Here is a 21,774-nt window from a genome sequence, read left to right as displayed (position 1 = left end):
AGATCTTGCGTCTGTGTGGCGCAAGATCTTTACATGTAAAGGATGAAAATGCTAAAAACCAAAGGAATGAGCCTTATTAAAGAGCTCTCACAACCTGAAAAGAGTGGTAAAACCATCGGACTTTTCAGAGGCATTTGTGCCATCATTGGAGGCTTATGCGTTGCGTATTTGGGTATGACTTTGCTCATTTTTCTTCTGCCTGTAACGCCAGGTGAGTCCATCATCATTCCTTTGTTGTTTAACACGTTTGTCTGGGCAGTAGCGGCGCTGTGGATCGTCCTAGCTCCTACAAAACTGAGCGTGCTGCTTCGAAGCACTGTGCCCACCCTTGGCTTTGCCATCATCATCGCTGTTCTATTTTTTAAAGGGAGTGTATGATGGAAGGAGCTAAAAAGATTTTTAAACAACGTCTCCAACGCATTCACGTTGCGGTGGGCATTAACATTTCGCTGCTGCTTTATGTGGCTGTTTTTTTTGGTATTTTTGCCATTTTGCTTCCTTTTGTTCAGGTGTGGGAGAAGCCTTCGCGCCATTATGCAATGCCTAATGTTGAAAAAGTGGACTACTCCGCGATGATCGATCCTGTGCTTGCTGATCCTGATTACCCGCAAGTTAATGGCATTACCATCACCCTACCCGGTGCCATGCACGACCCGGCTCTTCGCATTTCAACGATGTTTATGAAAACAAAAGTGTTCAATTCTAACACCGCACAAGAGGTGGAAAACGAAGATGAACAGTCTCAACTCGCACGCTTTTTAAACTATATGCACTATGGCAGACCCTTTAAACTCTTTGGCTACCTTGTGTTTGGATTTACCGCCGTTGCTGCGATGTTTCTTATCATCGGTGGACTGATGCTTATTTGGAAAATCAACTATAAAAACAGTGGCAAAAATGCCCAAAGCAAGTTTGCCAAATGGCACCGCAAAATTTTCATGTGGGTTTTTCCACCGTTTATCATCATCACGCTCACGGGAGCACTGATGAACATCGGATACAACGCGTCAGGACCGATGGCATATCTGGCATCCAAAGGCGAAACCTTCGAGACGTGGAAACTGGTAGGCCCTGTGCTCTACCCCAATCTTGCGCGCATTGAGAAGAAAAATGACACAGCTCCTATGCTCTCCATGAATGAGATTTTGCTCAAAGCCAAAGCGATTATGCCTGAGGTTCAAATCCATAAAATTACGCTCAGCAACTGGAAAGACTCAAGTGCGCAAGCCAAAGTCGAAGGATACAATCCCTATATGCCGTTTTTAAACGGTATCTCCAATGAGCCAAGCGTAACGCTGAGTGGCGTTGATGGCAGTCTTATTGCCCAGCACAAAGTGATGGACAAGCACTGGTCGGGGCTTTTTTACGATGCGATCTTCTTTTTGCATTTTCTCTTTGGGGTTGACACGTTTACAAGGCTATTTATCGCCTCACTCATGCTCGTTTCTGCCTTCGCATTAGGCTTTGGTGTGCTGCTTTACATGGAAAAACAGGCGCGTCAATTTTCGTCTAACGTTCCGATCTACCACTGGATGGGCAAACTCTCCTTAAGCGTTATGGTCGGGGTTATTCCTGCGACGGGACTTTTATTTGCACTGCAATGGAGCTTGCCGTTTGATCTACCTGAACGCTTTTTCTGGCACAAAAGTGCTTTTGCGCTCTTTTGGATCGCAACATTGACGTGGTCGTTTTACCGTCTTAACTCCTACCAAACGGCAAAAGAGTTTTTAAAACTGGGCGGTATTTTGTTTTTCATTAGCCCCCTCATTCACTTTTACACCAGTGGTTTTTCACCACTTCTCTTGTGGCAAGAGGAAATGATGAGCATCTTAAGTGTGGATATTGGGCTATTTGTTGTAGGCGCTTTGCTGCTTTGGATCGGTTTTAAACTCCCACAAGAGCAAGAGAAAATTCAAGCATTTTGGACACAAAAATTTCAACTGAAGGATTGATATGAAAAAATTAGGCATAATCATTATGGCACTGTGTGTGGCATCGTTTTTAGAGGCGCACACGCTTTTGATGAACGTTATGAACAACGATGATGACACTATCACCGTTCGTGGCGAGTTTAGTACAGGAGAGCTCGCTTCTGGAGCGCTCATTAAGTTGGAGTCACTCCTCAGTGGGAATGTGTTGTTTCAACAACGCTTGCCCGAATCGAGTGAGCTGATCATCGCGATTCCCAAAGAGCCGTACCAAGTCGTACTCGATGGCGGTCCTGGACACAGCGTAGTTAAAGAAGGCATCGCGCCTTTGGAGGGATTTCCTGCGGATGTGAAAGCCAAAGCAACCACGGGTGGGAAGCTGTCGCAAGCCCAAAATGGCAATGGTGAGTGGGACTTAGCCACCGTTACTATGTTTTCCATCGCTGTGCTTTTGTTTGCCTTGACGCTTTATTTTAGCTCACGAAACACAAGGCTGCTTCTTTTGCAAATGAAGAAAAATTGAAAAGGTAGTGAAGTAAACCACGTTTACATGTAAGCTTACATGTAAACGTGGCTGAAGGTTAAACGTTAAATCTAAAGTGCATCACATCGCCATCTTGAACGATGTACTCTTTGCCTTCTAGGCGCATTTTACCTGCTTCTTTTGAGCCAGCTTCGCCTTTGAATGCGATAAAATCGTTGTAGCCAATGACTTCGGCACGGATAAATCCTTTTTCAAAATCGTTGTGAATCACTGCCGCAGCCTTAGGGGCTTTCCACCCTTTTTCAATCGTCCACGCGCGAACTTCTTTGACACCTGCTGTGAAGTATGACGCAAGGCCAAGTTTGTCAAAGGCAAGACGGATGATCTGTTTAAGACCTGATTCTTCGATGCCAAGCTCTTTTAAGAACTCTTCGGCTTCATCCTCTTCAAGACCAATCATCTCTTCTTCAACTTTAGCACAAAGAACAACAACGTCCGCACCGACAGCTTTTGCATGTTCTTTAACGGCTTTAACAAAACTATTCTCTTCTAAAAGTCCTGCTTCATCGACATTGGCACCGTAGATGATGGTTTTGTTGGAGAGAAAACGTAGCTCTTTATCGAGTGCTTGAAAGTTTTCATCATCACGCCTAGCAAAGGTGCTGACAGGCTTGATGTCATCAAGATGGGCGCGAAGTTCCGTGGCAATTTCTGCCATCGCTTGTGCGCCTTTTTCGAGTTTGGCTTGACGTTTGAGACGGTCTAATTTTTTGTCGAGTTGTTGAACGTCCGCAAAAATAAGCTCACTCTCGATGATCTCGATGTCACGAAGCGGATTGATGCTGTTTTCAACATGCGTGATGTTTTCATCTTCAAAACAGCGCACCATATGTAAAATGACTTCGACTTCACGAATGTTGGACAAAAACTGATTGCCAAGACCTTCGCCTGCACTAGCACCCTTAACCAAACCAGCGATGTCAACAAAATCGACCGTTGAGTGCTGAATGCGCTCAGGATTGACGATCTTTGCAAGCTCTTCGAGTCTTGGATCTGGAACAGGAACCACAGCTTTATTGGGCTCTATTGTACAAAAAGGATAGTTTGCAGATTCTGCATTTTGCGCTTTGGTAAGCGCGTTAAACGTGGTTGATTTTCCGACATTGGGGAGTCCTACGATACCGACACCTAAACCCATGGATATTGCCTTTATATTTTTTAAAGGTATTGTACCGCGTATGCGCTTAAGACTCCTCTAATGCACGAGATGTTTAGTTGATCTTCTTCTTCAAATCACCCTTGTAGACGATGTCTTTGAGTGCAATACTTTCATCATTGAGGATGTCTGGCACGCTGGGAGAATGCTCTAACATTTCGCGCTCTTTGTCCAGTTCATCCTCACTGTATGCCATCATCATATCGGCACAGATGACGTGAGGAATCTGCTCGATCTTTTTCATTTTTGACATCTCTTCATCGAGGTTTTCACCCTCAATCGTCACGACGATCTTGCCTGTTTGCTCATCGGAAAAATGGTAGTCACAAAAATCACTCGCCTCACAAATGGCGATAATTTCTTTTACATGTAAAGGCTTTGTTTGTATCACAATACTTGAAATATTCATGGGAGTCTCCAAATCATAATAAATTGATCGTCGCTGCTACTGACAAGTTCTTTGTCGCTGGCAAAAACGATGGTATTAAGCGTACTTTTCTGCCCTTTGAGTGTGTGGATTTTGCTCTTAGTTGCAAGATCAAAAAGGACAATATCATTTTGTTCATTAAAGGCAAAGGCACCTAAATGAAGGCTCGGACTAAGAGCACCTGCATAGATAAGAAAAGAGCCATCAAAGCGATCATAGCTACCACTTTTAAGATCGTAAATAATGCCACGTCTGTCTTGTCCTGCGCACAAAATGGCATCTTTTTTAAAGTCAACTTTGTAGACATTGTCCACGTTGCCACCTTTGAGCACTTTGATGACTTTGCCACTGAGCGCATCAAAGAGGGTGATTTCGCCCGACTCAGATGAACTTGCCACCATAGTTTTTGTTTCATTCAACGCAAAATCACTAAAGTGCGAAGAGGAAGGCTGAACGCGGTAAATCTCTTTTTTCTCTTTAACATCCCACAAAAGAAACTCATTGCTGAGAAGTGCAACTAAGATGCGGTTTTTATCGACAAATTTAGCTTTAGAGATAAAAAGATTGGCGTGCGCATCGATGAGCACTTTTGGCTTGCCCTCTTCAACAAGGTAAAGCTCACGTGAACCACTGCTGGCTTGAACAACGGCTAAAAGCGTTTTGTCTAGCATATCAACGGAGAAGACTTTGGGCGCGACCTCATCGCCTGTAAAGTCTTTGATCTTTGGAAAAACAGTGTGAGAAAGTTTAGAAGCGTCATCCATCTTAAAGATCTCAAGCGTTCCTGCACTCGTTCCTGCGATGATTTTACCCTCCACAAGCACGATTTGTTGCACGTTTCCACCAGCTTCAATGATGCTTCGAGGACTTAGCTCTGCGCTTAAAAGCACGCTTGAGATAACACTTAAGAGTAGAAGATACTTCATGCTCGCTCCTGTTTAATACCAATAGCATTGCTCGGGCAAATGCCAATGCACATGCCACAGCCATTGCACACATCCATCTCTATGTGTGGACGAAAAAGACCTAAAAACAAAATGGCTTGACTTTCACACGCATCGAGACAGCTGTTGCACAAACTTTGATGCCATGCCATACAGGTCATTATATCAATCTCCGCTTTTACATGTAACTCTTTTTTATCGTTACATGTAAGGCTTAAAACCCCACTGGGGCACGCACTTGCACACGCTTCACAAAACGTACAACCCCGTTTGGTAAAGTCTAAGCAAGGCGTATGGGCAGCATCGAGGAAGATGATATTTTCTTCACACGCATTCATGCACGGTGTATCGTTACATGTAACGCAAATCTCAGAAAATTCATACCCCTCTTGGTGATACGGCGGGCGCACACAGAACTCATTTTGAGTTTTTTGCGCCTTTTTTATACCAAAAAGAGAGGTAAAAACCCCTCTTCTGCTGCCATTTGTCATGGTTATCTCACGCCTTCATTAAGGTTATCAATGAGGTTAGAACGCTCCATGCCATTGGCTTTACGATAGTCTGGTTTAAACTCATTTTTAACCAAAGGCTCGTTTGCCGATTGTGGCGCATGACATGCTGAACAGTTGTAACGAGCTTGACTCATCTCCGTGAGCACTTTTTGCGTTCGCATATCAAAGAAATGCGACTTAGGAATCGGTGTTGCTTTGATCGCCTCAGCAACTTCAGGCATGTGGCACCCTGTACATGCATTGCTCTCTTGGGTGATCTCCATCATGCCCTCGACATCATGCGGAATCATCGGAGGCGCATTTTCAAACGATCTTTGAATCATTTTTGATTCACCTGCAGCGACGGTTGAGTACGCTGTTGGCTCACCTACAACGCTCTTTTCGCTGTAGAGATCCGCCTTTCTAAGCCCCAATTCCTCTTCGTTGTATGCCTCAGATACCGCGCATCCACTGGCGATCATGACACCCAACAAAGAAACTATTATCAACGTTTTTGTACTAATCATTCTTTTTCTCCTACATTTGTGTTAATGTAATTCCTCACGCCAAAAGAGAGTGCATCACTCTCACACACCTCAACGCATCTGCCACAGTTGGTACACTCCCCCGAAACAATAGCTCCGCTTTGTTTGGAGATAATGCCAAGAACCTGTTTTTCGGGACAAATCTCTTTACACTTCATGCACAAACTGCATTTCGTGTGATCGTGTTTGACACGAATCAAGCTAAGCTTCCCAACAAGAGAGTAAAAACCACCCAAAGGACAGATATGTCCACACCAGCCATTTTTCACCGCAAAAAGATCAAACAGATAAATGCACAGTATGGGAGCAACGCTGAACCCCATGCCAAAGATGATACCTCGACTTAAAATCCCAATAGGACTGACCATCTCAAACGCCGCAACGCCTGTGATGAACGACAGTATCAGCGTAAGGGCTAAAACCCAGTACCGAACATTGCGACTCATCCAGAGCTTTTTTTCAATCATTTTTTCAAGAAAAAAGACTCTACGCGTCCAATTTGCAGCGTCTGTGACCATATTGATCGGGCACACCCATGAACAAAACGCACGTCCACCCACAACGATGTAAAAAAGCAGTATCAACGCTCCTCCAAGAAGAACATCAACCCCTAACAGTGCCCCAGCTGAGAACATCTGCAACAGCGCAAACGGATCGGCTAAGGGAAGTTTATGCATCACTAAAGAGGCACTTAAATTGCCACTTAAGAGCATAAAGCCATAGCTATTCGCCGCCACAAACAAGCCAAGAATGCACAGCTGAGTCAAACGTCGTGCCATCATAAAACGGTGGCTTCGTATCCATTCTCTCATTTGAACATCTCCTCATTCGCATTCAAGTAGTCCTGTGCAGACATCTGGCTACGTTTGGTATGGGTTGTGACATCGCTACTTGTTTTTTCTAAGCGCTTCTCATCACCCTGTTCCCAGCCTTTGATGTAATGTCCACCAATAGCCCCTTTAGCAACGTCCAAAGGCAACACGTGAATTGCCGCTTTTTCGGTGACACATGCCCTCTCACACAAACCACATCCCGTACAGGTAAGGCTGTTTACGATCGGTGTCAAATAAGCATGTTTACCTGTTCGCTCATTGCGTTTATACTCTAACTTAATCGCACTATCCATGATCGGACAGGCTCGGTAACACGCATCACACTGAATACCCCAAAACGCAATGCACGACTCTACGTCAACGACGGCAAGTCCCATCCGCGCTTGGGTGATGTCCAGTTCTTGAACACCCTCCGTGATCTTAGAAACACGTTTCACATCCAACGCTCCGCTTGGGCATACAGGCACACAGGGTATGTCGGTACACATGTAACACGGAACCTCTCTAGGAATGAAAAAAGGTGTTCCCAGTGGTTTTGTGTCTCCTGGTTTGGCAAGGCTGAGCGTATCGTACGGACACGCACTAATGCACTGACCACACTTGATACACAAGCGCATAAAGTCTGCCTCAGCAACAGCCCCAGGCGGTCTTAAAATCAAAGGAGCGCCCTTCGCCTCTTCCAAATACCCTGTCCACACCATGCCACCCAGGGCCATGAGTCCACCACCTTGAGCCATCAAGGCAAGGAACTTACGACGCGGTGTGATTACGATTTTATCGGTTGTTTTCATTTTTAGGATTAGGCTTTATAAAGCTTAACCGCACATTTTTTATAGTCTGTCTGTTTCGAGATCGGACATGTTGCATCAAGGCACACTTTGTTGATGAACACTTTCTCATCAAACCAAGGCACAAAAACAAGCCCTCGTGGGGTTCTGTTACGACCGCGCGTTTCGACACGTGCTTTACACGAACCTCTACGACTCTCGATCCAAATCAATTCACCTTGTTTAAAGCCTTTTGTTTTTGCATCCTCAGGGTGCATATAGCAAAGTGCCTCAGGAACGGCGCGATAGAGTTCAGGAACCCGCATCGTCATCGTGCCGCTGTGCCAATGCTCCAACACACGCCCCGTACATAACCATGTATCGTACTGGGTATCTGGCATTTCGCAAGGGTCCATATACGGTCTAAAGAAGATTTTTGCTTTATTTTTCAAAGAAAAGGTCTCTTCAGTCGTTGGTTTTACAAGATTGCCACGTTTGAGTGCTTTTGCTGCGCTACCGTAAAACGCAAACTCACCATTGTTCTCTTTGGCAGCGTACGGGTCGTATTTGGCATTAAATCGCCATTGCGTCTCTTTGCCATCGACCACGGGCCACTTCAGACCTCTGACTTTGTGGTAGGTATCAAAATCAGCCAAGTCATGCCCATGACCTGCGCCAAACTGGCGGTACTCTTCCCAAATTGCTTTTTGCAAGAAGAAGCCATAGCCCTTCCACTCTTTGCCATCACTTCCGATAACCGCACGCTTATCTCCAAAAACTTCGGAGTTGTCAAACCCTTCGCCAATCGGGTCTTTTGCTTTGAACGATTTAAAAAATTCATTTGCAAAAAGTACGTCATAAAGCGTGTCCGTCTCTTTATAACCCATCGCTTTGGCGGCTTCGATGACGTTTGGAAGCTTGCCATCTTTGATCGGTTGCTCGCCCCAAACATCTTTGATCGTAAAGCGTTTTGAAAGCTCAACCCACTGCCATGTGTCACTCATCGCATCACCGATAGGGAGCACTTGCTGTCTCCAGTGTTGTGTACGACGCTCGGCATTGCCGTATGAGCCCCATTTTTCATAAATCATTGCAGAAGGCAAGATAAGATCAGACACTTTAGCCGAAATGCCCGGATACGCATCGGAACAGACGATAAAATTGTCCAAGTTACGTGCCGCTTTGATCCAGTGTTCCGCATTGGCAGTGTCTTGATAAGGATTGCAGACGTTGACCCATGCAAATTTTATTTTTCCACTCTCAATTTGTCGGTGAATGTTCATAATATGTTGATAGCCCATTGGGTTGAGTGTACCAGCAGGAAGTTTCCAAATTTTTTCGCTCACGGCTCTGTGGGCAGGAATAGAAACGTCCATATCTGCAGGCAATCTATGGGTAAATGTTCCCACTTCACGTGCTGTTCCACATGCACTTGGCTGACCTGTCAATGAAAATGCACCCGAACCTGGTTTGGCTTGTTTACCCAGTAAAAAATGCACCATATACGACTGCTCATTGACCCACGTTCCTCGTTGATGTTGGTTAAAGCCCATCGTCCAGAAGCTCACCACTTTACGATTTTTATCAATATACAAATTGGCAAGTGTTTGAAGTTTCGCTTTGAAATCCTCAAGGCTCTCATCGGGATTGCCTTTTGAAATTTTCGCAACGTAGTCTAAGGTGTAAGGCTCCAACGCTTTTTTGAAATCTTCAAAAGTTATTTCCCAGTGTGCACCAGCAGCGCCTGCTTTATCCATTTTCATGGTATCGCCCGCTTTGACACCTAAGTGAGCAAGACCGGGAGCCTCTTTTTCACTAATCACTTTGGCATCTTCTTTTTTGATGATTTCAAGCTCTTTGGCAGAATACCCTAGCTTCTTCGCTTCGGCTTCTGTGCGCATTCCATACCCAATATTGGCAAAACCTGTTGCAAAAATAGTATGTTTTTTAACAAAATCCCAATCAATAGATTCGGGGTGGTTGTACACAATTTCGCGCGCAATATAATTCCACATTGCAAGGTCGGTACTTGGAGAGAAGATAATCTCAAGATCGGCAAGATCAGAACATCGGTGCGTATAGGTCGAGATATTGACCACTTTGACTTTATCGGGCTCTGTTAATTTTCGATCACTCACGCGTGACCACAAAATCGGGTGCATCTCTGCCATATTGGCACCCCATGTGATGATGGTGTCGGTGAGTTCGATGTCATCGTAACAGCCTGCTGGCTCATCGATGCCAAAGGTTTGCATAAAACCCGCAACCGCAGACGCCATACAGTGACGCGCATTAGGATCAATTCCATTGGCACGAAATCCCGCTTTCATAAGCTTCGCAGCGGCATAACCTTCTTGAATCGTGTACTGACCTGAACCAAAAATACCAATAGCCTCAGGTCCTCCGACTTTAAAAGCAGCTTTGATATGTTTTTCCATCTCATCAAACGCCCTCTTCCATGAAACAGGTTTGAATTGACCGTGTTTGTCAAATTCACCTTTGTCGTTCATGCGTAAAAGTGGCTCTTTAAGACGATCCGCGCCATACATAATTTTGGCATTAAAATAGCCCTTGATGCAGTTCAGTCCGCGATTGACGGGAGCTGCTGGATCACCTTTGACTGCGACGATTTTACCCTCTTTGGTCGCAACCATAATACCACAACCGGTACCACAGAAACGGCAAACGGATTTGTCCCAACGCCAATCTTTTTCGGCGTGTTCCCCTGCGGCCTTAAGCTCGGAAGGCACGCTAATGCCCACCGCAGCAGCAGCGCTCACAGCGGCAGATGTTTTTAAAAAGTCTCTTCTTGAAAGCGACATGTTGAAACCTCCTGATTTGAGTTACGAGGTCATTCTATCACTTAGCAAAAAGACAAAGCCATGACTTAAGTCAATACTTTAATGTGATAAATTTAAGATTTTAGGGATTTTGGGGGTTTACATGTAAAAGGGATTGGTGGAAATTTTGGAAGGGTTGCGTGGATTTAAAACCAGTAATTAAAAGATAATTTTATGTATATTTAGGTTCGCTTTTATAAGCTTATCAATCTAAAAGTGTACAATACAACAAATAAAAAAGAATGGGTTCGATGATAAACTTTAATGACAAGATAAACTTAATATGGCAAATTGCAGAGAGTCTCAGAGGGGTTTACAAACCTGAAAAATACGGTGATGTCATTCTCCCGATGTGCGTTATCAAACGCTTTGATGAAATCATCAGTGAAAAAAAAGAAGCTATTTTAAAAGCGTATCAGCTTTATAAAGACATTCCCGAAGCGTCTCAAGAAGAGCTTATCAAAACAGCACTTAACGGTCTTGATTTTTACAACATTTCGCCTTTTGGCTTTAAAAATCTTTGCGATGACCAAGACCATTTAAAAGAGAACTTTATAGCCTATTTGCAAGGCTTCTCTTCTAACATTAAAGACATCATAGCGCACTTTGATTTTAACAAAGACATCGATAAACTCGCAAAAAACAATCAACTTTTTCATGTCATCAAAGAGTTTAATAGTGTAGATTTACACCCTAAAAGAGTCGATAACCAAACGATGGGCTATATTTTTGAAGAGTTGATACGAAAGTTCAAAGAAAATGCCGAAGCGGGAGACCACTATACCCCAAGAGAAGTCATAGAGCTTTGTATGAAAATGCTTTTTATGGGCAAAATTGAAGAGATAAAGACAAAAGGTAAAGTCATCTCCATAGCAGATTTTTGCTGTGGTACGGGAGGTATGCTCTCTGTGGGCTATAAGTACATTTTAGAGCAAAACAAAGATGCCAAAGTAGAACTTTACGGGCAAGAAATCAACGATGAATCGTACGCCATTTGTAAAGCAGATATGCTCATCAAAGGGCAAGATACCAACAACATCGTCTTTGGAAACACTTTAACCGATGACGGACACAAAGGAAAACACTACCGTTACCTCATCTCAAATCCGCCGTTTGGTGTACAGTGGAAAAAAGAGCAAAGTTATGTAACAACAGAACACTCAACCTATGGTTTTAATGGAAGATTTGGCGCAGGCGTGCCAAGAGTGAGTGATGGTTCATTGCTCTTTTTGCAAAATATGATTAGCAAAATGGTTGATGATGCGCAAGGAAGTCGCATTGCTATCATCTTCAACGGGTCACCGCTTTTCACGGGTGATGCAGGTGGTGGAGAGAGTAGCATACGAAAGTGGATCATCGAGTCCGATATGTTAGAGGGTATCATCTCTCTTCCAACCGACCTTTTTTACAATACAGGCATTTCAACCTACATTTGGGTACTGACCAATAAAAAAGTGAAGCAAAGAAAAGGAAAAATCCAACTTGTAAACGCCAGTGACTTTTCAAAACCCATGAGAAAATCACTTGGAAGCAAACGAAAGTTTATAGACAAAGAACAGATAGAAGAGATAGCAACAATTTATCAAGCTTTTAAAAATACCTCTCACTCAAAAATCTTCGACAACACCGACTTTGGCTACACCAAAATCACCATAGAACGCCCTAAAACATACGAAGAACTCAAAGACGATGAGAAGTTTCAAGAGCTTACATGTAAAGACGAAATCCTTAAAAAACTCCAACTCATCGAAGATGAAAAAAAAGCGTTTGCCTCCAAAGTTGCATTTGTAAAATTCTTACATGTAAAGCTCAAAACAACTGAGCTCAACCTACTCATAGCCAAGGACACCGAGTCGATACCGCTTAAAAAAGATATATTAGACTATTTTGCTGAAGAGGTAAAACCACACTTGGTTTCATCGTGGATGGATGAGAGCACCTTTGAAAACATAGGCTATGAACTTCCCTTTACACGCCACTTTTATGAGTATAAAACGCTTGAGCGTTTCGAGGACATTATGGTTGACATTCGAGAGCTTGAAAGTGCCATCAATGAAGATTTAAAAGAGCTGTTAGCCTAATGAAATACAGAATCCGAGAACAAAATGAGTTAAAACCAAGTGGTGTTGCGTGGGTGGGGGATATTCTTAAGGATTGGGGATTAACTAAAATAAAAAGATTTGTAATAAATTTAATTGGTGGAGTTTGGGGAAATAACGAAGAAAATAATGAAAATGATGTTATATGTTTGAGAGTAGCAGATATAGATTATGATAAATTAATATTTAATGAAAATAATTTTACAGTAAGAAATATTTCAAATGGTGAATTAAAAAGTAGAATTCTTAAAAAAAATGATTTAGTTATAGAAAAATCTGGAGGAGGAGAGAAAACTCCTGTTGGAAGAGTAGTGTTATATGATTTAGAGCAAAAAGCAGTTTGTTCAAATTTTATGAATAAAATTAGTATAAATAATCAAGTAATGAATTCAAAATTTTTAGTTTTAATTTTTAATTCTTTATATAGCCAAAGGGTAGTTTTAGAAAGTATTAAACAAACTACAGGAATTCAGAACTTAGATACTGACAATTATCTTTCAAATTACATCTCCTATCCAAATATTGATGAGCAACAAAAAATAGTACATTTTTTAGATGAAAAAAGTAAAATCTTTGATGATGCTATCTCAAAAAAAGAGCAACTTATCGCTAAGTTAGAACTAGCAAAACAGGCTTTAATCAGCGAAGTTGTCACAGGAAAACTCAAAGTTGTGGAAAACAACTCAAAACGACATACCATCAAAAGAGCACCAAGTGAGCTAAAACCAAGCGGTGTAGAATGGTTAGGCGTCATACCTAACGAGTGGAAAATTAAGAAGTTGAAATATATTTCAGAAATAATCTCAAGTAATGTAGATAAAAAGAGTTATGAAGGACAAGAAAAAGTTTTACTCTGTAATTATGTTGATGTTTATAAAAATGATCTCGTAACAAATAAAATAGATTTCATGGAAGCTACAGCAAATGAATCTGAAATAAAAAAATTCTCATTACAATTTGGGGATATTTTAATTACAAAAGATTCAGAATCTCCTGATGATATTGCAATTCCGGCTTATGTAAATGAAAACTTTGAAAATGTTTTGTGTGGCTATCATCTTGCAATTTTACGAAATAGTAAAAAAGAAGTTTATAGTAAATATTTATTTAGATTTTTTGAATTGGTTGGAGTAAGAAATTATTTTGAAACAATGGCAAAAGGTGTCACAAGATATGGTTTAAGCTTAGATGCTTTCAAAAATATTTTTGTTCCACATTTTGATCTAACCGAGCAAAAACAAATCTCAAAATACCTCGATGAAAAACTTATCCATTTTGACAATACCATCGCAAAAACAAAGCAGAGTATCACAAAACTAAAAGAGGCAAAAGAAGCTCTTATCAGCGAAGCGGTTACGGGGAAAATAGAAGTTATTGAAAAAGAGAGTAAGGCAAATGAGTACTTTCAAAGAAGGGTTTTAGCAGCTTATTTTATCGATAACTCAAAAAATGATATTTATTTTGGAAGAGTCAAATTACAAAAACTCCTTTATATGGCTGAAGCTGTAAACAATTTAGACTTTGGAAGTGACTATCGTCGTCACGCTATGGGACCACATGACTCTAAGATGATTCATTCTATTGAGTCGCAACTCCAAAAATCAAAATGGTTTGAAGCTCAAAAAATCAAAAATGGTAATTTTGAAAAAGTAGAATACATAGCCTTAGAAAACCATACAGAATACCTAAAATACCTTGATGGACGGTATTGGAAGCAAGAAAACATTGAGTATATTTTCAACCTCATGAAAGGAATGAGAACACTCCAAGCAGAGATAGTCGCAACAGTTTATAGTGCCTATATTGATTTATCAAAAGAAAATAGAGTTTCTACGGAGAATTTACTGGATGAGATACTAAATCATTGGCATGATAACAAGAAAAAAATTCCACAAGAAAATTGGCTTAAAGCCATAGAGTGGATGTGTGAAAAACAACTCATAAAGGTATAGGAGTTAAAGATGAGTGAACTAATAGAAAACAAAAACTTGGTCAATGAATTAAAATCTTTAATAGCATCTACAAAAGAGCAAATAGCCATTAGCGTAAACTCATCTTTGACTTTAATGTATTGGCACATAGGCACTAAAATCAATGAAGATATCGTAAAAAACAACCGCGCAGAGTATGGAAATCAAATTGTTGCTACAGTGTCGCAACAATTGATTAAAGAGTTTGGGCAAGGTTATAGCTATTCATCGCTTACACGAATGATGAAGTTCGCTCAATGCTTTACTTTTGAAAATGTTGCTACGCTGTCGCAACATTTAAGTTGGTCTCATTTTAAAGAATTATTGCCAATGGAAGATGCTCTACAAATAGAATTTTACGCTCAAATGAGTAGCTTAGATAACTGGAGTGTGCGAACTTTAAGAAATCGAATTGATTCAATGCTTTATGAGCGAACAGCACTTTCAAAAAAACCAGATGAACTTATCTCTTATGAGATAGAAAAACTCAAAGAGGGCGCAGTAAGCTCTACTATGCTTTTAAAAGACCCGTATGTTTTGGACTTTTTAGAACTCAATGACCGATACTTGGAAAAAGATTTGGAAGATGCTATTTTGCGTGAGATTGAGCACTTTATCTTAGAACTTGGAAACGGTTTTAGCTTTATTGCACGACAAAAAAGAATCCAAATAGGTGAAGATGATTTTTATATAGATCTGCTTTTTTACAATCGTAAATTAAAAAGACTTATCGCCATAGACTTGAAACTTGGTAAGTTCAAAGCAGAGTATAAAGGACAAATGGAACTTTATCTCAAATGGTTGCAAAAGTACGAAAGACAAGAGGATGAAAATTTACCTTTGGGCATCATTCTTTGTGCCGATAAAAATGAAGAACAAATAGAGCTACTAGAGATAGAACACTCCGATATACATGTAGCCAAATATTTAACCATCCTGCCACCCAAAGAAGAGTTTGAACAAAGACTGCATAAAGTGATAGAAAACGCAAAACAAAAGTATCAAATCAAAGGTTGATTTATGGCGCATATCAAAGAAAAAGATGTTGAAGAAGCGATACAAAACTCCCTCATAAAAAGTGAATTTACACAAAGTGCAAGCAGTGACTTTGATAGAAAATCGTGCATCAACAAGGTTGAACTTTTTAAATTCCTAGAAGCAACCCAAAAAAAGCTTTTAGAAGAGTTTAAAAAGTTTCGCCCAACAAATTGGGAAGAAAAGCTCATCGACATGATAGACACCAACATCAAGCAAAAAGGTTTAATCACTATTTTGCGTGAGGGTGTTGAAGACTATAGCTTATCTTCAAACCTGCGACTTGTCTATTTTAAACCCAATAACACTAAAAACGACGAGACTGTTAAACTTTATAATGCCAACATTTTTTCGATAACAAGACAGCTTTATTTTGAAGATGGAGCAAAAACTTCAATAGACCTAGTACTGTTTCTCAATGGCTTCCCTATCGTTGTGATAGAACTCAAAAATAAATACACAGGACAAGATACCGAAGATGCCAAAAAGCAGTTTAGGCTCGATAGAAGCTATCGAAGCAAACTCAGTGAATTTAACACGAGAACGCTCATCTATTTTGCAGTGGATAACGATGAAGTGAGCATGACAACCGAGCTTAAAGGGAAAGATACTTACTTTTTGCCTTTTAACAAAGGTATTGGACAAGGAGCGGGAAACCCAACCATAGAAGATAAATTTAAAACGCATTACTTATGGGAAGAGATACTCTTGCAAGATTCTCTTTTAGATATTTTTCGTAATTTTTATTTTATTCAAGTGGATGAAAAAGATCCAAAAAAGAAAATAGCCATTTTCCCAAGGTATCATCAACTCGATGTTGTCAAAAAAGTTGAGTGCAAAGTCAAAGAGGAAAAAGCAGGACACAAGTACCTCATACAACATAGCGCAGGAAGCGGTAAGACAAACTCTATCTCGTGGCTTGCGCATAGACTTTCAAAACTGCATGACGAGCAAGACAACCTTATCTTTGATAGTATCATCGTCATCACCGATAGAAAAGTGTTAGATAAACAACTCCAAGACGCTATTTATCAGCTTGATAAAACAAAGGGGCTTGTTGTTAAGATAGACAAAAACAAAAACTCCAATGACTTAGCGTTAGCGTTACAAAATAAATCGAAAATCATCATAACCACCATTCAAAAATTTTCTTATGCGTACAAAAAGATAGAGAATTTGGAGAAGAACAAGTATGCCATTATCATTGATGAGGCGCATTCTAGTACCAGTGGAGAGAACATCAACTACTTAAAGCTAGCACTGAGTGGTAAGAATTTGGATGAAGCCAAAGCATTTGATGCAAAGTTTGAAAGCACCAGTGAAGATGATGTCAACAAAATACTCGAAGCCATCACCGATACAAGGCATTTAAGCTTTTTCGCTTTCACAGCAACACCTAAAGATAAAACAATGCAAATCTTTGGAAGAGTTAAAGAGGATGGAAAACCTCATGAATTTCATTTATACTCTATGCAACAAGCTATCGAAGAGAAATTTATCCTTGACCCACTTAAAAATTACATGGTAAGCGATACCTATTTTAAAGTCGGTAAAAAGATAAAAGACAATCCTATCTTTGAAAAAAGAGGCGCAAATAAAGCAATAGGAGCTTTTATAAATCTCAATGAATACAATATCAAACAAAAAGTAGAAGTCATCGTAGAAGATTTTATGGCTAATCGTTCTTTATGGTTAAAAAACCAAGCAAAAGCGATGATCGTCACAAGCTCTAGGCTTCATGCGTTGAAGTATAAGTTGGCAATGGATGCGTATTTGGCGACGCATTATCCTTATGTCAAATCGCTTATTGCTTTTTCGGGTGAATTGAAAGTTGATGAAGTAAAATATACCGAAGAGAGTGTCAATGCTATCAAAGAGAGTGAGCTGGTTAAAGTATTTGACAGCATGGAGAACATCAAATTTTTAATCGTAGCCGATAAATATCAAACAGGTTTTGACCAACCCAAACTGTGTGCGATGTATGTCGATAAAATGCTCAACGGTGTGACAGCAGTACAAACACTCTCACGAGTAAACCGTGTCGCCAAGGGGAAAGACAATACATTTGTCCTTGACTTTGTCAATAGTGTAGAAACCATCAAAGACTCTTTTGCTAGGTACTACACGACTTCAAATATCGAAGAGATGACCGACCCAAACATTGTGTTTGAGTTTTATCATAAAATTGATGAGTTTCATATCTGTTATGAAGAGGAAGTCAAAGGGTATTGTAAACTGTATCTCAAAGAGGACAGAAGCCCAACCGACAACGCAAAAATGGATAATTTCATAAATTTTGGCATCGATAGATTTAATAAATTAGATGACGATACCAAAAAAGATGAGTTTAAAACCTATGTGATTAAGTTTTTTAGAGCTTATAACTTTCTCATTCAAATATATCCTATCAAAAAAACATCTCTGTATGAAATGTATATCTATCTTGGCGGACTTATCAGGAAGTTCCCCAAAGATACCATTAATAAAGTTGAGCTTGAGGGGTTATTGAGCCTTGATTTTTATAAGCTCAAACGCATGAATGGCGATGAAATAAATGGCGAAGACATCTCTTTGCACAAAGGTGAAGAAAAAGAACTCAAAGGTTTTAGCGAAGGTGGAAGCCGTAGCAAAGAGAAAGAAGAGGTGGACTTAAACAGTTTGATTCAAAGAATAAATGACCTATTTGGACTTGATTTGAGTGATGAAGATAGACTTGCTTTTTATGACCAACCATTGGAAGCACATAAGAAAAATGAAGACTTGAAAGATATTGCACAAGTTAATTCATACGATGAGTTTGAAGAACAATTCAAAAAAGGGTATTTTTTAAAAATGATGCTTGATAAAAAAAGTACCAATGAGGTGTTATTTCAGAAGATATTTACCGATAGTTCTTTTAAATCTTATCTTATGGAAAACATGTCAAAAGAATTGTATAGACATTTTAATGCATAGAGAATATGTCGTAATCTAGGGCTAAACTTTTAAACTTTCTAACCCTAAGCCGTTCGCCCTTTCAACCCTTGCGCAATGATCATTTTAATATACGACTGCTACGGAATATCAAGCTTATTGGCTTGTACTTTGACCTCTTCTATCATATCAACAGGCATGCGGATAGAGATGGTTTTGGCACTTTTTTGAAGCCTAGGAAAGCGCACTTTTTTCGCTTCACTCCAGTCCATAAACTCACTTGAGTCGTGTGTTTCCCAAAAAGTGTTCTCTTCTTCTTGCGATGTAAAGTTTGGTATGGTTTTAAGCGTTTTCATAGATGACCCTCTCTTTTTTATTCATTAAGCGTGCCGATATAACCCTAATTTTTCGCTCTCTCAGCGTAAATATCACAAACAAATTCTCGCCGTTGTCGCTACATCCAAGCGCGTAACAGTGGCATTAATGTATATTGTGATTATATACTTTTCGCATTAAGCCAGTCAATGAGAAAGACACTAAATTTAAGTTTGTGGGGGATTTTTGAGTTTACATGTAAAGGGGATGGGTGAAGTTTTTGAAGGGGTTGCGTGGGTGGAAATAGAAAAAATGAGCCTGTTACCATTCACCCTTTAGTTTATATTTCAGTAGGTGCTATTGGGTAGATTTCTGATAGAATAGTGTTTATATCAAAGATATTTAATGGAGTAATTTATGGAAACAAAAAGCTTACAAAGTAGATTTTTCTCATATGTGTTTAATATGAGAGAGTGGTTCATTTTTTTAAAAAGATTTTTTGCTCTTTTTGTCGTAGCGGCGGTTGCTTTAGTCCTTTGGTTCTTCCCGATTAGCCTTTTTGTAGCACCGTTTTACAGTATTACAACAGATACCGTACCGGTAGTCAAAGAGTTCAAAACATTAGAAGGGGAGTCAACAACCATGTCTCTTAGAGATGGGCTTCAAAACCTACTGGATCAAGGGCTTGTGACTAATTTTCTAGGGGTGAGAACGTGGATCGATAATAAATACTACCAACAAGTGGGTGAGATAGAGATGTTTCGTATCGGCATCAATATCCTTGAAAACAATCTTGCACGCAACAGAGGAACGGGTGGAGCGAACAAATACCTCGTTCAAGCACGTTCTGATATTTATTCGGATTTTAGGATTCCTCTCTTTACAAGCTATACCACACGGGTGAAACAATCCGTTTCAAACATTGACCTATACTTAAAACAACTAAAAGAAGACCAAACGAAAGAGATGATCAATAAAAGAGCTGTTTTTATAGTCAATTCTGACAATTTAGCAACCGCTGTAGATCAACTCAAACAGCAACTTCAAACCAATCTTATGACCACAACGACCTTTTCGACAGATGATGATAAATTTTACAGAATCAAGGGCAATCTTATCGCTATGTATTATATCCTCAAAGGGATAGATTATGATTTTAAAGACAAAATGATGGATAAGACTTCTTATAATGAAAATTTTGTCCCTATCTTGGAGCTTTTAAAAGAGGCGATTGCACAAAATCACCTTGTTATCTTAGAGACGATGGGACATCTTTCCAAACTTGAGAAAGATGCCAATGTCATTGCTCAAAAATTATCTGAACTCAGAGATAAACTAAGAAACGGCTAGTGTGTTACAATATCCCTAGATATAGGGGTCAAAACGTTTAATGTTCTTTACATGTAACGCTAAAAACTAAAAGAAGAACCAGTGGCATCACTGCCACTGGTTTAGAAAAGATTAACGCGTGTAGACGTTAGAATTTGTAATTAGCTCTAAATCGCATCTCGCTTGAGTCTACCGTTGTGGTTGTCTCTTTTTGACCATCTTCATACTCTAAAGAGAGTGTCAAACCTTTGATGGTTGGAAGATCGTAAGCAATTTGTGCTTCCCAGTAAGTAGATTCTGTATCCACAGCTACACCATTCAATACCGTTGCTAAAGCGCCAGCAGTGTGTGCGTCTTGATTGATTTTTGCATACTGACCTAAGACTTTAAGACCTGCAACACCGACTTTTGAAAAATCGTAACCAACTTCAACTTTGTAGGCATTTGTATTAGCACCAGACGTTACTTCCGCACCTTTGATCAGTGGTGCTGTATAGGTTGATGGTCCATTTCCTGCACCTAAGAGAACGGATTGGTCATCGGAGACTGTGCTATACGCAAAAGATGCCTTAAAGCCTGCCAATTCACTAAAACCGATACGTCCTTGGTACATATCGCCTTCAACATGGAAACTATCAAATGTCTCATTGGATGTTCTCGAACCACGGTACGTTACATCAAAAAGGAGTTTCATCGTGCTTAAAGGCACAACATAGTTACCCTCCGCATAGAAGACATTGGCATCACCGCCTTCTGTGAATTCAACATCATTGACAAAGAGGTATTGACCTGTTAATGTCAAGTTTGTGATTGATTTATTGATAGCAGCCGCTGTGTATGCGCCATCAAATCCAAACACGTTTGATCCTGCAGTCGTACCCGTTCCGTAAAATACCGCTTCTTTTTTAAAGCTAGGCATCTCAGAATCAGAACCATCTACACTTCTGTCATAATCGGATGTTCTGCCTTGAAATCTGTCAGAATACCCTGCAACCAAGGTTGTATCTGGAAGGTCTGTATTGATCAAAACGGCTGCTTGAAACGCTTCTTTAATCATGCGTGAACCAGAGCTGTTAACGAGCGGGCTTGCAATAAATTGACGACCCACTTTTGCCGTTGTTTTACCAAGCGTATACGTTACATAAGCTTCTGAAAGCACAGCACCTGAACCGTACATATCGGTACCGTAAAGATTTTTTGCGTCATTGTCGGCAAAGGGAGAATAGCTTGACTGGAATGTCGTACCAAGACTTAATCCATACAATGAATCCGTTACATAACTCAGCATAACACCTGTCGAAAAAATATCTGCGTCACCTTTAGCGAGAGTGTTCGTATTTTGATCACCCGTGTCTCTATCAAAATACCAAGCTCTTAATTCACCATTTACTTTACCATTCTTAAATGCGTCTGCAAGTGTATCACTCGCAGCAAAAGAGCTAGACGCAAGTCCAGCAACGACGAAAGCCACCAAGCTAAGTTTAACTAATTTCATATTGCCTCCTTAAAACATATTAGACTTCTTACATGACCTAACATAATGGAATGAACTAAGTTATGTAAGAAGTCTGTCGAAATCTTACATTAACTGTGTAGCATGAAAATAGCATAAAATTTTAAGAATATTTTAAAATTAAA

At 40.2% G+C, this 21,774-nt stretch carries 19 protein-coding genes; 8 read left to right on the top strand and 11 right to left on the bottom strand.

What is annotated here, in order from left to right:
- Window positions 1-48: 48 nt before the first annotated feature.
- Genes SMUL_RS04685 through SMUL_RS04675 form a run of 3 tightly spaced genes read left to right on the top strand, consistent with a single transcriptional unit; the run spans window position 49 to window position 2,451 of the window.
- Entirely contained in the window at window positions 49-378 is a 330-nt protein-coding gene (locus SMUL_RS04685; protein WP_223809770.1) for a hypothetical protein, read from the top strand.
- Window positions 378-1,952 carry a PepSY-associated TM helix domain-containing protein gene (locus SMUL_RS04680; RefSeq protein ID WP_051492727.1) on the top strand — a complete coding sequence of 525 codons (1,575 nt, stop codon included), beginning with the start codon at window positions 378-380 and terminating at the stop codon, window positions 1,950-1,952. The genes SMUL_RS04685 and SMUL_RS04680 overlap by 1 nt, the downstream gene beginning before the upstream one ends.
- A gap of 1 nt (window position 1,953) precedes the next feature.
- A complete protein-coding gene (locus SMUL_RS04675) occupies window positions 1,954-2,451 on the top strand; it encodes a hypothetical protein (RefSeq protein WP_025344105.1) in 498 nt (165 codons plus the stop codon).
- 58 nt (window positions 2,452-2,509) lie between these two features.
- Here the strand turns inward: SMUL_RS04675 and ychF are convergent, their stop codons facing one another.
- The 8 genes from ychF to napA all read right to left on the bottom strand — a co-directional run bounded on the left by ychF (window position 2,510) and on the right by napA (window position 10,457).
- Complete coding sequence (ychF, locus tag SMUL_RS04670) at window positions 2,510-3,610, bottom strand: redox-regulated ATPase YchF (RefSeq protein ID WP_025344104.1); 1,101 nt, start codon at window positions 3,608-3,610, stop codon at window positions 2,510-2,512.
- Between the two features lie 73 nt (window positions 3,611-3,683).
- Window positions 3,684-4,037, bottom strand: a complete 354-nt coding sequence (locus SMUL_RS04665; protein WP_025344103.1) for a chaperone NapD — start codon at window positions 4,035-4,037, stop codon at window positions 3,684-3,686.
- Window positions 4,034-4,981 carry a WD40 repeat domain-containing protein gene (locus SMUL_RS04660; RefSeq protein WP_025344102.1) on the bottom strand — a complete coding sequence of 316 codons (948 nt, stop codon included), beginning with the start codon at window positions 4,979-4,981 and terminating at the stop codon, window positions 4,034-4,036. The genes SMUL_RS04665 and SMUL_RS04660 overlap by 4 nt, the downstream gene beginning before the upstream one ends.
- Window positions 4,978-5,490, bottom strand: a complete 513-nt coding sequence (locus SMUL_RS04655) for a ferredoxin-type protein NapF (RefSeq protein ID WP_025344101.1) — start codon at window positions 5,488-5,490, stop codon at window positions 4,978-4,980. Before SMUL_RS04655 ends, SMUL_RS04660 begins: the two co-directional genes overlap by 4 nt.
- A gap of 2 nt (window positions 5,491-5,492) precedes the next feature.
- The gene (locus SMUL_RS04650) at window positions 5,493-6,017 is read right to left on the bottom strand and encodes a nitrate reductase cytochrome c-type subunit (protein WP_025344100.1); all 525 of its coding nucleotides are present in this window, start codon (window positions 6,015-6,017) and stop codon (window positions 5,493-5,495) included.
- Window positions 6,014-6,847: a quinol dehydrogenase ferredoxin subunit NapH gene (gene napH, locus SMUL_RS04645; protein WP_025344099.1), complete on the bottom strand. Its 834-nt coding sequence runs from the start codon at window positions 6,845-6,847 to the stop codon at window positions 6,014-6,016. The genes SMUL_RS04650 and napH overlap by 4 nt, the downstream gene beginning before the upstream one ends.
- The gene (gene napG / locus SMUL_RS04640; RefSeq protein WP_025344098.1) at window positions 6,844-7,659 is read right to left on the bottom strand and encodes a ferredoxin-type protein NapG; all 816 of its coding nucleotides are present in this window, start codon (window positions 7,657-7,659) and stop codon (window positions 6,844-6,846) included. The genes napH and napG overlap by 4 nt, the downstream gene beginning before the upstream one ends.
- An 8-nt stretch (window positions 7,660-7,667) precedes the next feature.
- Complete coding sequence (gene napA, locus SMUL_RS04635; protein WP_025344097.1) at window positions 7,668-10,457, bottom strand: nitrate reductase catalytic subunit NapA; 2,790 nt, start codon at window positions 10,455-10,457, stop codon at window positions 7,668-7,670.
- 269 nt (window positions 10,458-10,726) lie between these two features.
- Here napA and SMUL_RS04630 point away from each other — a divergent pair, with 269 nt between their 5' ends.
- From SMUL_RS04630 to SMUL_RS04615, 4 genes are read left to right on the top strand one after another with little or no spacing between them, the layout of a single operon-like run.
- The gene (locus SMUL_RS04630; RefSeq protein WP_025344096.1) at window positions 10,727-12,556 is read left to right on the top strand and encodes a type I restriction-modification system subunit M; all 1,830 of its coding nucleotides are present in this window, start codon (window positions 10,727-10,729) and stop codon (window positions 12,554-12,556) included.
- The gene (locus SMUL_RS16510; protein WP_025344095.1) at window positions 12,556-14,526 is read left to right on the top strand and encodes a restriction endonuclease subunit S; all 1,971 of its coding nucleotides are present in this window, start codon (window positions 12,556-12,558) and stop codon (window positions 14,524-14,526) included. Before SMUL_RS04630 ends, SMUL_RS16510 begins: the two co-directional genes overlap by 1 nt.
- Before the next feature lie 9 nt (window positions 14,527-14,535).
- Window positions 14,536-15,561: a PDDEXK nuclease domain-containing protein gene (locus SMUL_RS04620; RefSeq protein ID WP_025344094.1), complete on the top strand. Its 1,026-nt coding sequence runs from the start codon at window positions 14,536-14,538 to the stop codon at window positions 15,559-15,561.
- Window positions 15,562-15,564: 3 nt separating this feature from the next.
- On the top strand, window positions 15,565-18,534 hold the full coding sequence (locus SMUL_RS04615; RefSeq protein WP_025344093.1) for a type I restriction endonuclease subunit R: 2,970 nt from the start codon (window positions 15,565-15,567) through the stop codon (window positions 18,532-18,534).
- Between the two features lie 98 nt (window positions 18,535-18,632).
- Here SMUL_RS04615 and SMUL_RS04610 read toward each other — a convergent pair whose 3' ends face one another.
- Together SMUL_RS04610 and SMUL_RS16940 are read right to left on the bottom strand one after the other, a co-directional pair.
- On the bottom strand, window positions 18,633-18,848 hold the full coding sequence (locus tag SMUL_RS04610) for a BrnA antitoxin family protein (RefSeq protein ID WP_051492670.1): 216 nt from the start codon (window positions 18,846-18,848) through the stop codon (window positions 18,633-18,635).
- On the bottom strand, window positions 18,835-18,924 hold the full coding sequence (locus SMUL_RS16940; protein ID WP_235674115.1) for a BrnT family toxin: 90 nt from the start codon (window positions 18,922-18,924) through the stop codon (window positions 18,835-18,837). Before SMUL_RS16940 ends, SMUL_RS04610 begins: the two co-directional genes overlap by 14 nt.
- A 300-nt stretch (window positions 18,925-19,224) precedes the next feature.
- Here SMUL_RS16940 and SMUL_RS04605 point away from each other — a divergent pair, with 300 nt between their 5' ends.
- Window positions 19,225-20,157: a DUF2333 family protein gene (locus SMUL_RS04605; RefSeq protein WP_025344092.1), complete on the top strand. Its 933-nt coding sequence runs from the start codon at window positions 19,225-19,227 to the stop codon at window positions 20,155-20,157.
- A gap of 127 nt (window positions 20,158-20,284) precedes the next feature.
- Here the strand turns inward: SMUL_RS04605 and SMUL_RS04600 are convergent, their stop codons facing one another.
- Window positions 20,285-21,631 (bottom strand): OprD family outer membrane porin, encoded by a 1,347-nt coding sequence (locus tag SMUL_RS04600; protein WP_025344091.1) that lies wholly within the window; start codon window positions 21,629-21,631, stop codon window positions 20,285-20,287.
- Window positions 21,632-21,774: the final 143 nt, after the last annotated feature.

This window comes from Sulfurospirillum multivorans DSM 12446, assembly GCF_000568815.1.
In the GTDB taxonomy this organism is placed as follows: Bacteria; Campylobacterota; Campylobacteria; order Campylobacterales; family Sulfurospirillaceae; genus Sulfurospirillum; species Sulfurospirillum multivorans.
The sequence above is the reverse complement of the archived record's forward strand: the minus strand, read 5'-3'. Positions and strand labels throughout refer to the sequence as shown.

What these genes read in the sequence shown, in the direction of transcription:
- SMUL_RS04600 (WP_025344091.1), bottom strand. Translation starts at nt 21,631, where the DNA reads ATGAAATTAGTTAAACTTAGCTTGGTGGCTTTCGTCGTTGCTGGACTT.
- SMUL_RS04615 (WP_025344093.1), top strand. Translation starts at nt 15,565, where the DNA reads ATGGCGCATATCAAAGAAAAAGATGTTGAAGAAGCGATACAAAACTCC.
- SMUL_RS04660 (WP_025344102.1), bottom strand. Translation starts at nt 4,981, where the DNA reads ATGAAGTATCTTCTACTCTTAAGTGTTATCTCAAGCGTGCTTTTAAGC.
- SMUL_RS04620 (WP_025344094.1), top strand. Translation starts at nt 14,536, where the DNA reads ATGAGTGAACTAATAGAAAACAAAAACTTGGTCAATGAATTAAAATCT.
- SMUL_RS16510 (WP_025344095.1), top strand. Translation starts at nt 12,556, where the DNA reads ATGAAATACAGAATCCGAGAACAAAATGAGTTAAAACCAAGTGGTGTT.
- SMUL_RS04675 (WP_025344105.1), top strand. Translation starts at nt 1,954, where the DNA reads ATGAAAAAATTAGGCATAATCATTATGGCACTGTGTGTGGCATCGTTT.
- napH (WP_025344099.1), bottom strand. Translation starts at nt 6,847, where the DNA reads ATGAGAGAATGGATACGAAGCCACCGTTTTATGATGGCACGACGTTTG.
- ychF (WP_025344104.1), bottom strand. Translation starts at nt 3,610, where the DNA reads ATGGGTTTAGGTGTCGGTATCGTAGGACTCCCCAATGTCGGAAAATCA.
- SMUL_RS04685 (WP_223809770.1), top strand. Translation starts at nt 49, where the DNA reads ATGCTAAAAACCAAAGGAATGAGCCTTATTAAAGAGCTCTCACAACCT.
- SMUL_RS04655 (WP_025344101.1), bottom strand. Translation starts at nt 5,490, where the DNA reads ATGACAAATGGCAGCAGAAGAGGGGTTTTTACCTCTCTTTTTGGTATA.
- SMUL_RS04680 (WP_051492727.1), top strand. Translation starts at nt 378, where the DNA reads ATGGAAGGAGCTAAAAAGATTTTTAAACAACGTCTCCAACGCATTCAC.
- napA (WP_025344097.1), bottom strand. Translation starts at nt 10,457, where the DNA reads ATGTCGCTTTCAAGAAGAGACTTTTTAAAAACATCTGCCGCTGTGAGC.
- SMUL_RS04610 (WP_051492670.1), bottom strand. Translation starts at nt 18,848, where the DNA reads ATGAAAACGCTTAAAACCATACCAAACTTTACATCGCAAGAAGAAGAG.
- SMUL_RS04665 (WP_025344103.1), bottom strand. Translation starts at nt 4,037, where the DNA reads ATGAATATTTCAAGTATTGTGATACAAACAAAGCCTTTACATGTAAAA.
- SMUL_RS04630 (WP_025344096.1), top strand. Translation starts at nt 10,727, where the DNA reads ATGATAAACTTTAATGACAAGATAAACTTAATATGGCAAATTGCAGAG.
- SMUL_RS04650 (WP_025344100.1), bottom strand. Translation starts at nt 6,017, where the DNA reads ATGATTAGTACAAAAACGTTGATAATAGTTTCTTTGTTGGGTGTCATG.
- SMUL_RS04605 (WP_025344092.1), top strand. Translation starts at nt 19,225, where the DNA reads ATGGAAACAAAAAGCTTACAAAGTAGATTTTTCTCATATGTGTTTAAT.
- napG (WP_025344098.1), bottom strand. Translation starts at nt 7,659, where the DNA reads ATGAAAACAACCGATAAAATCGTAATCACACCGCGTCGTAAGTTCCTT.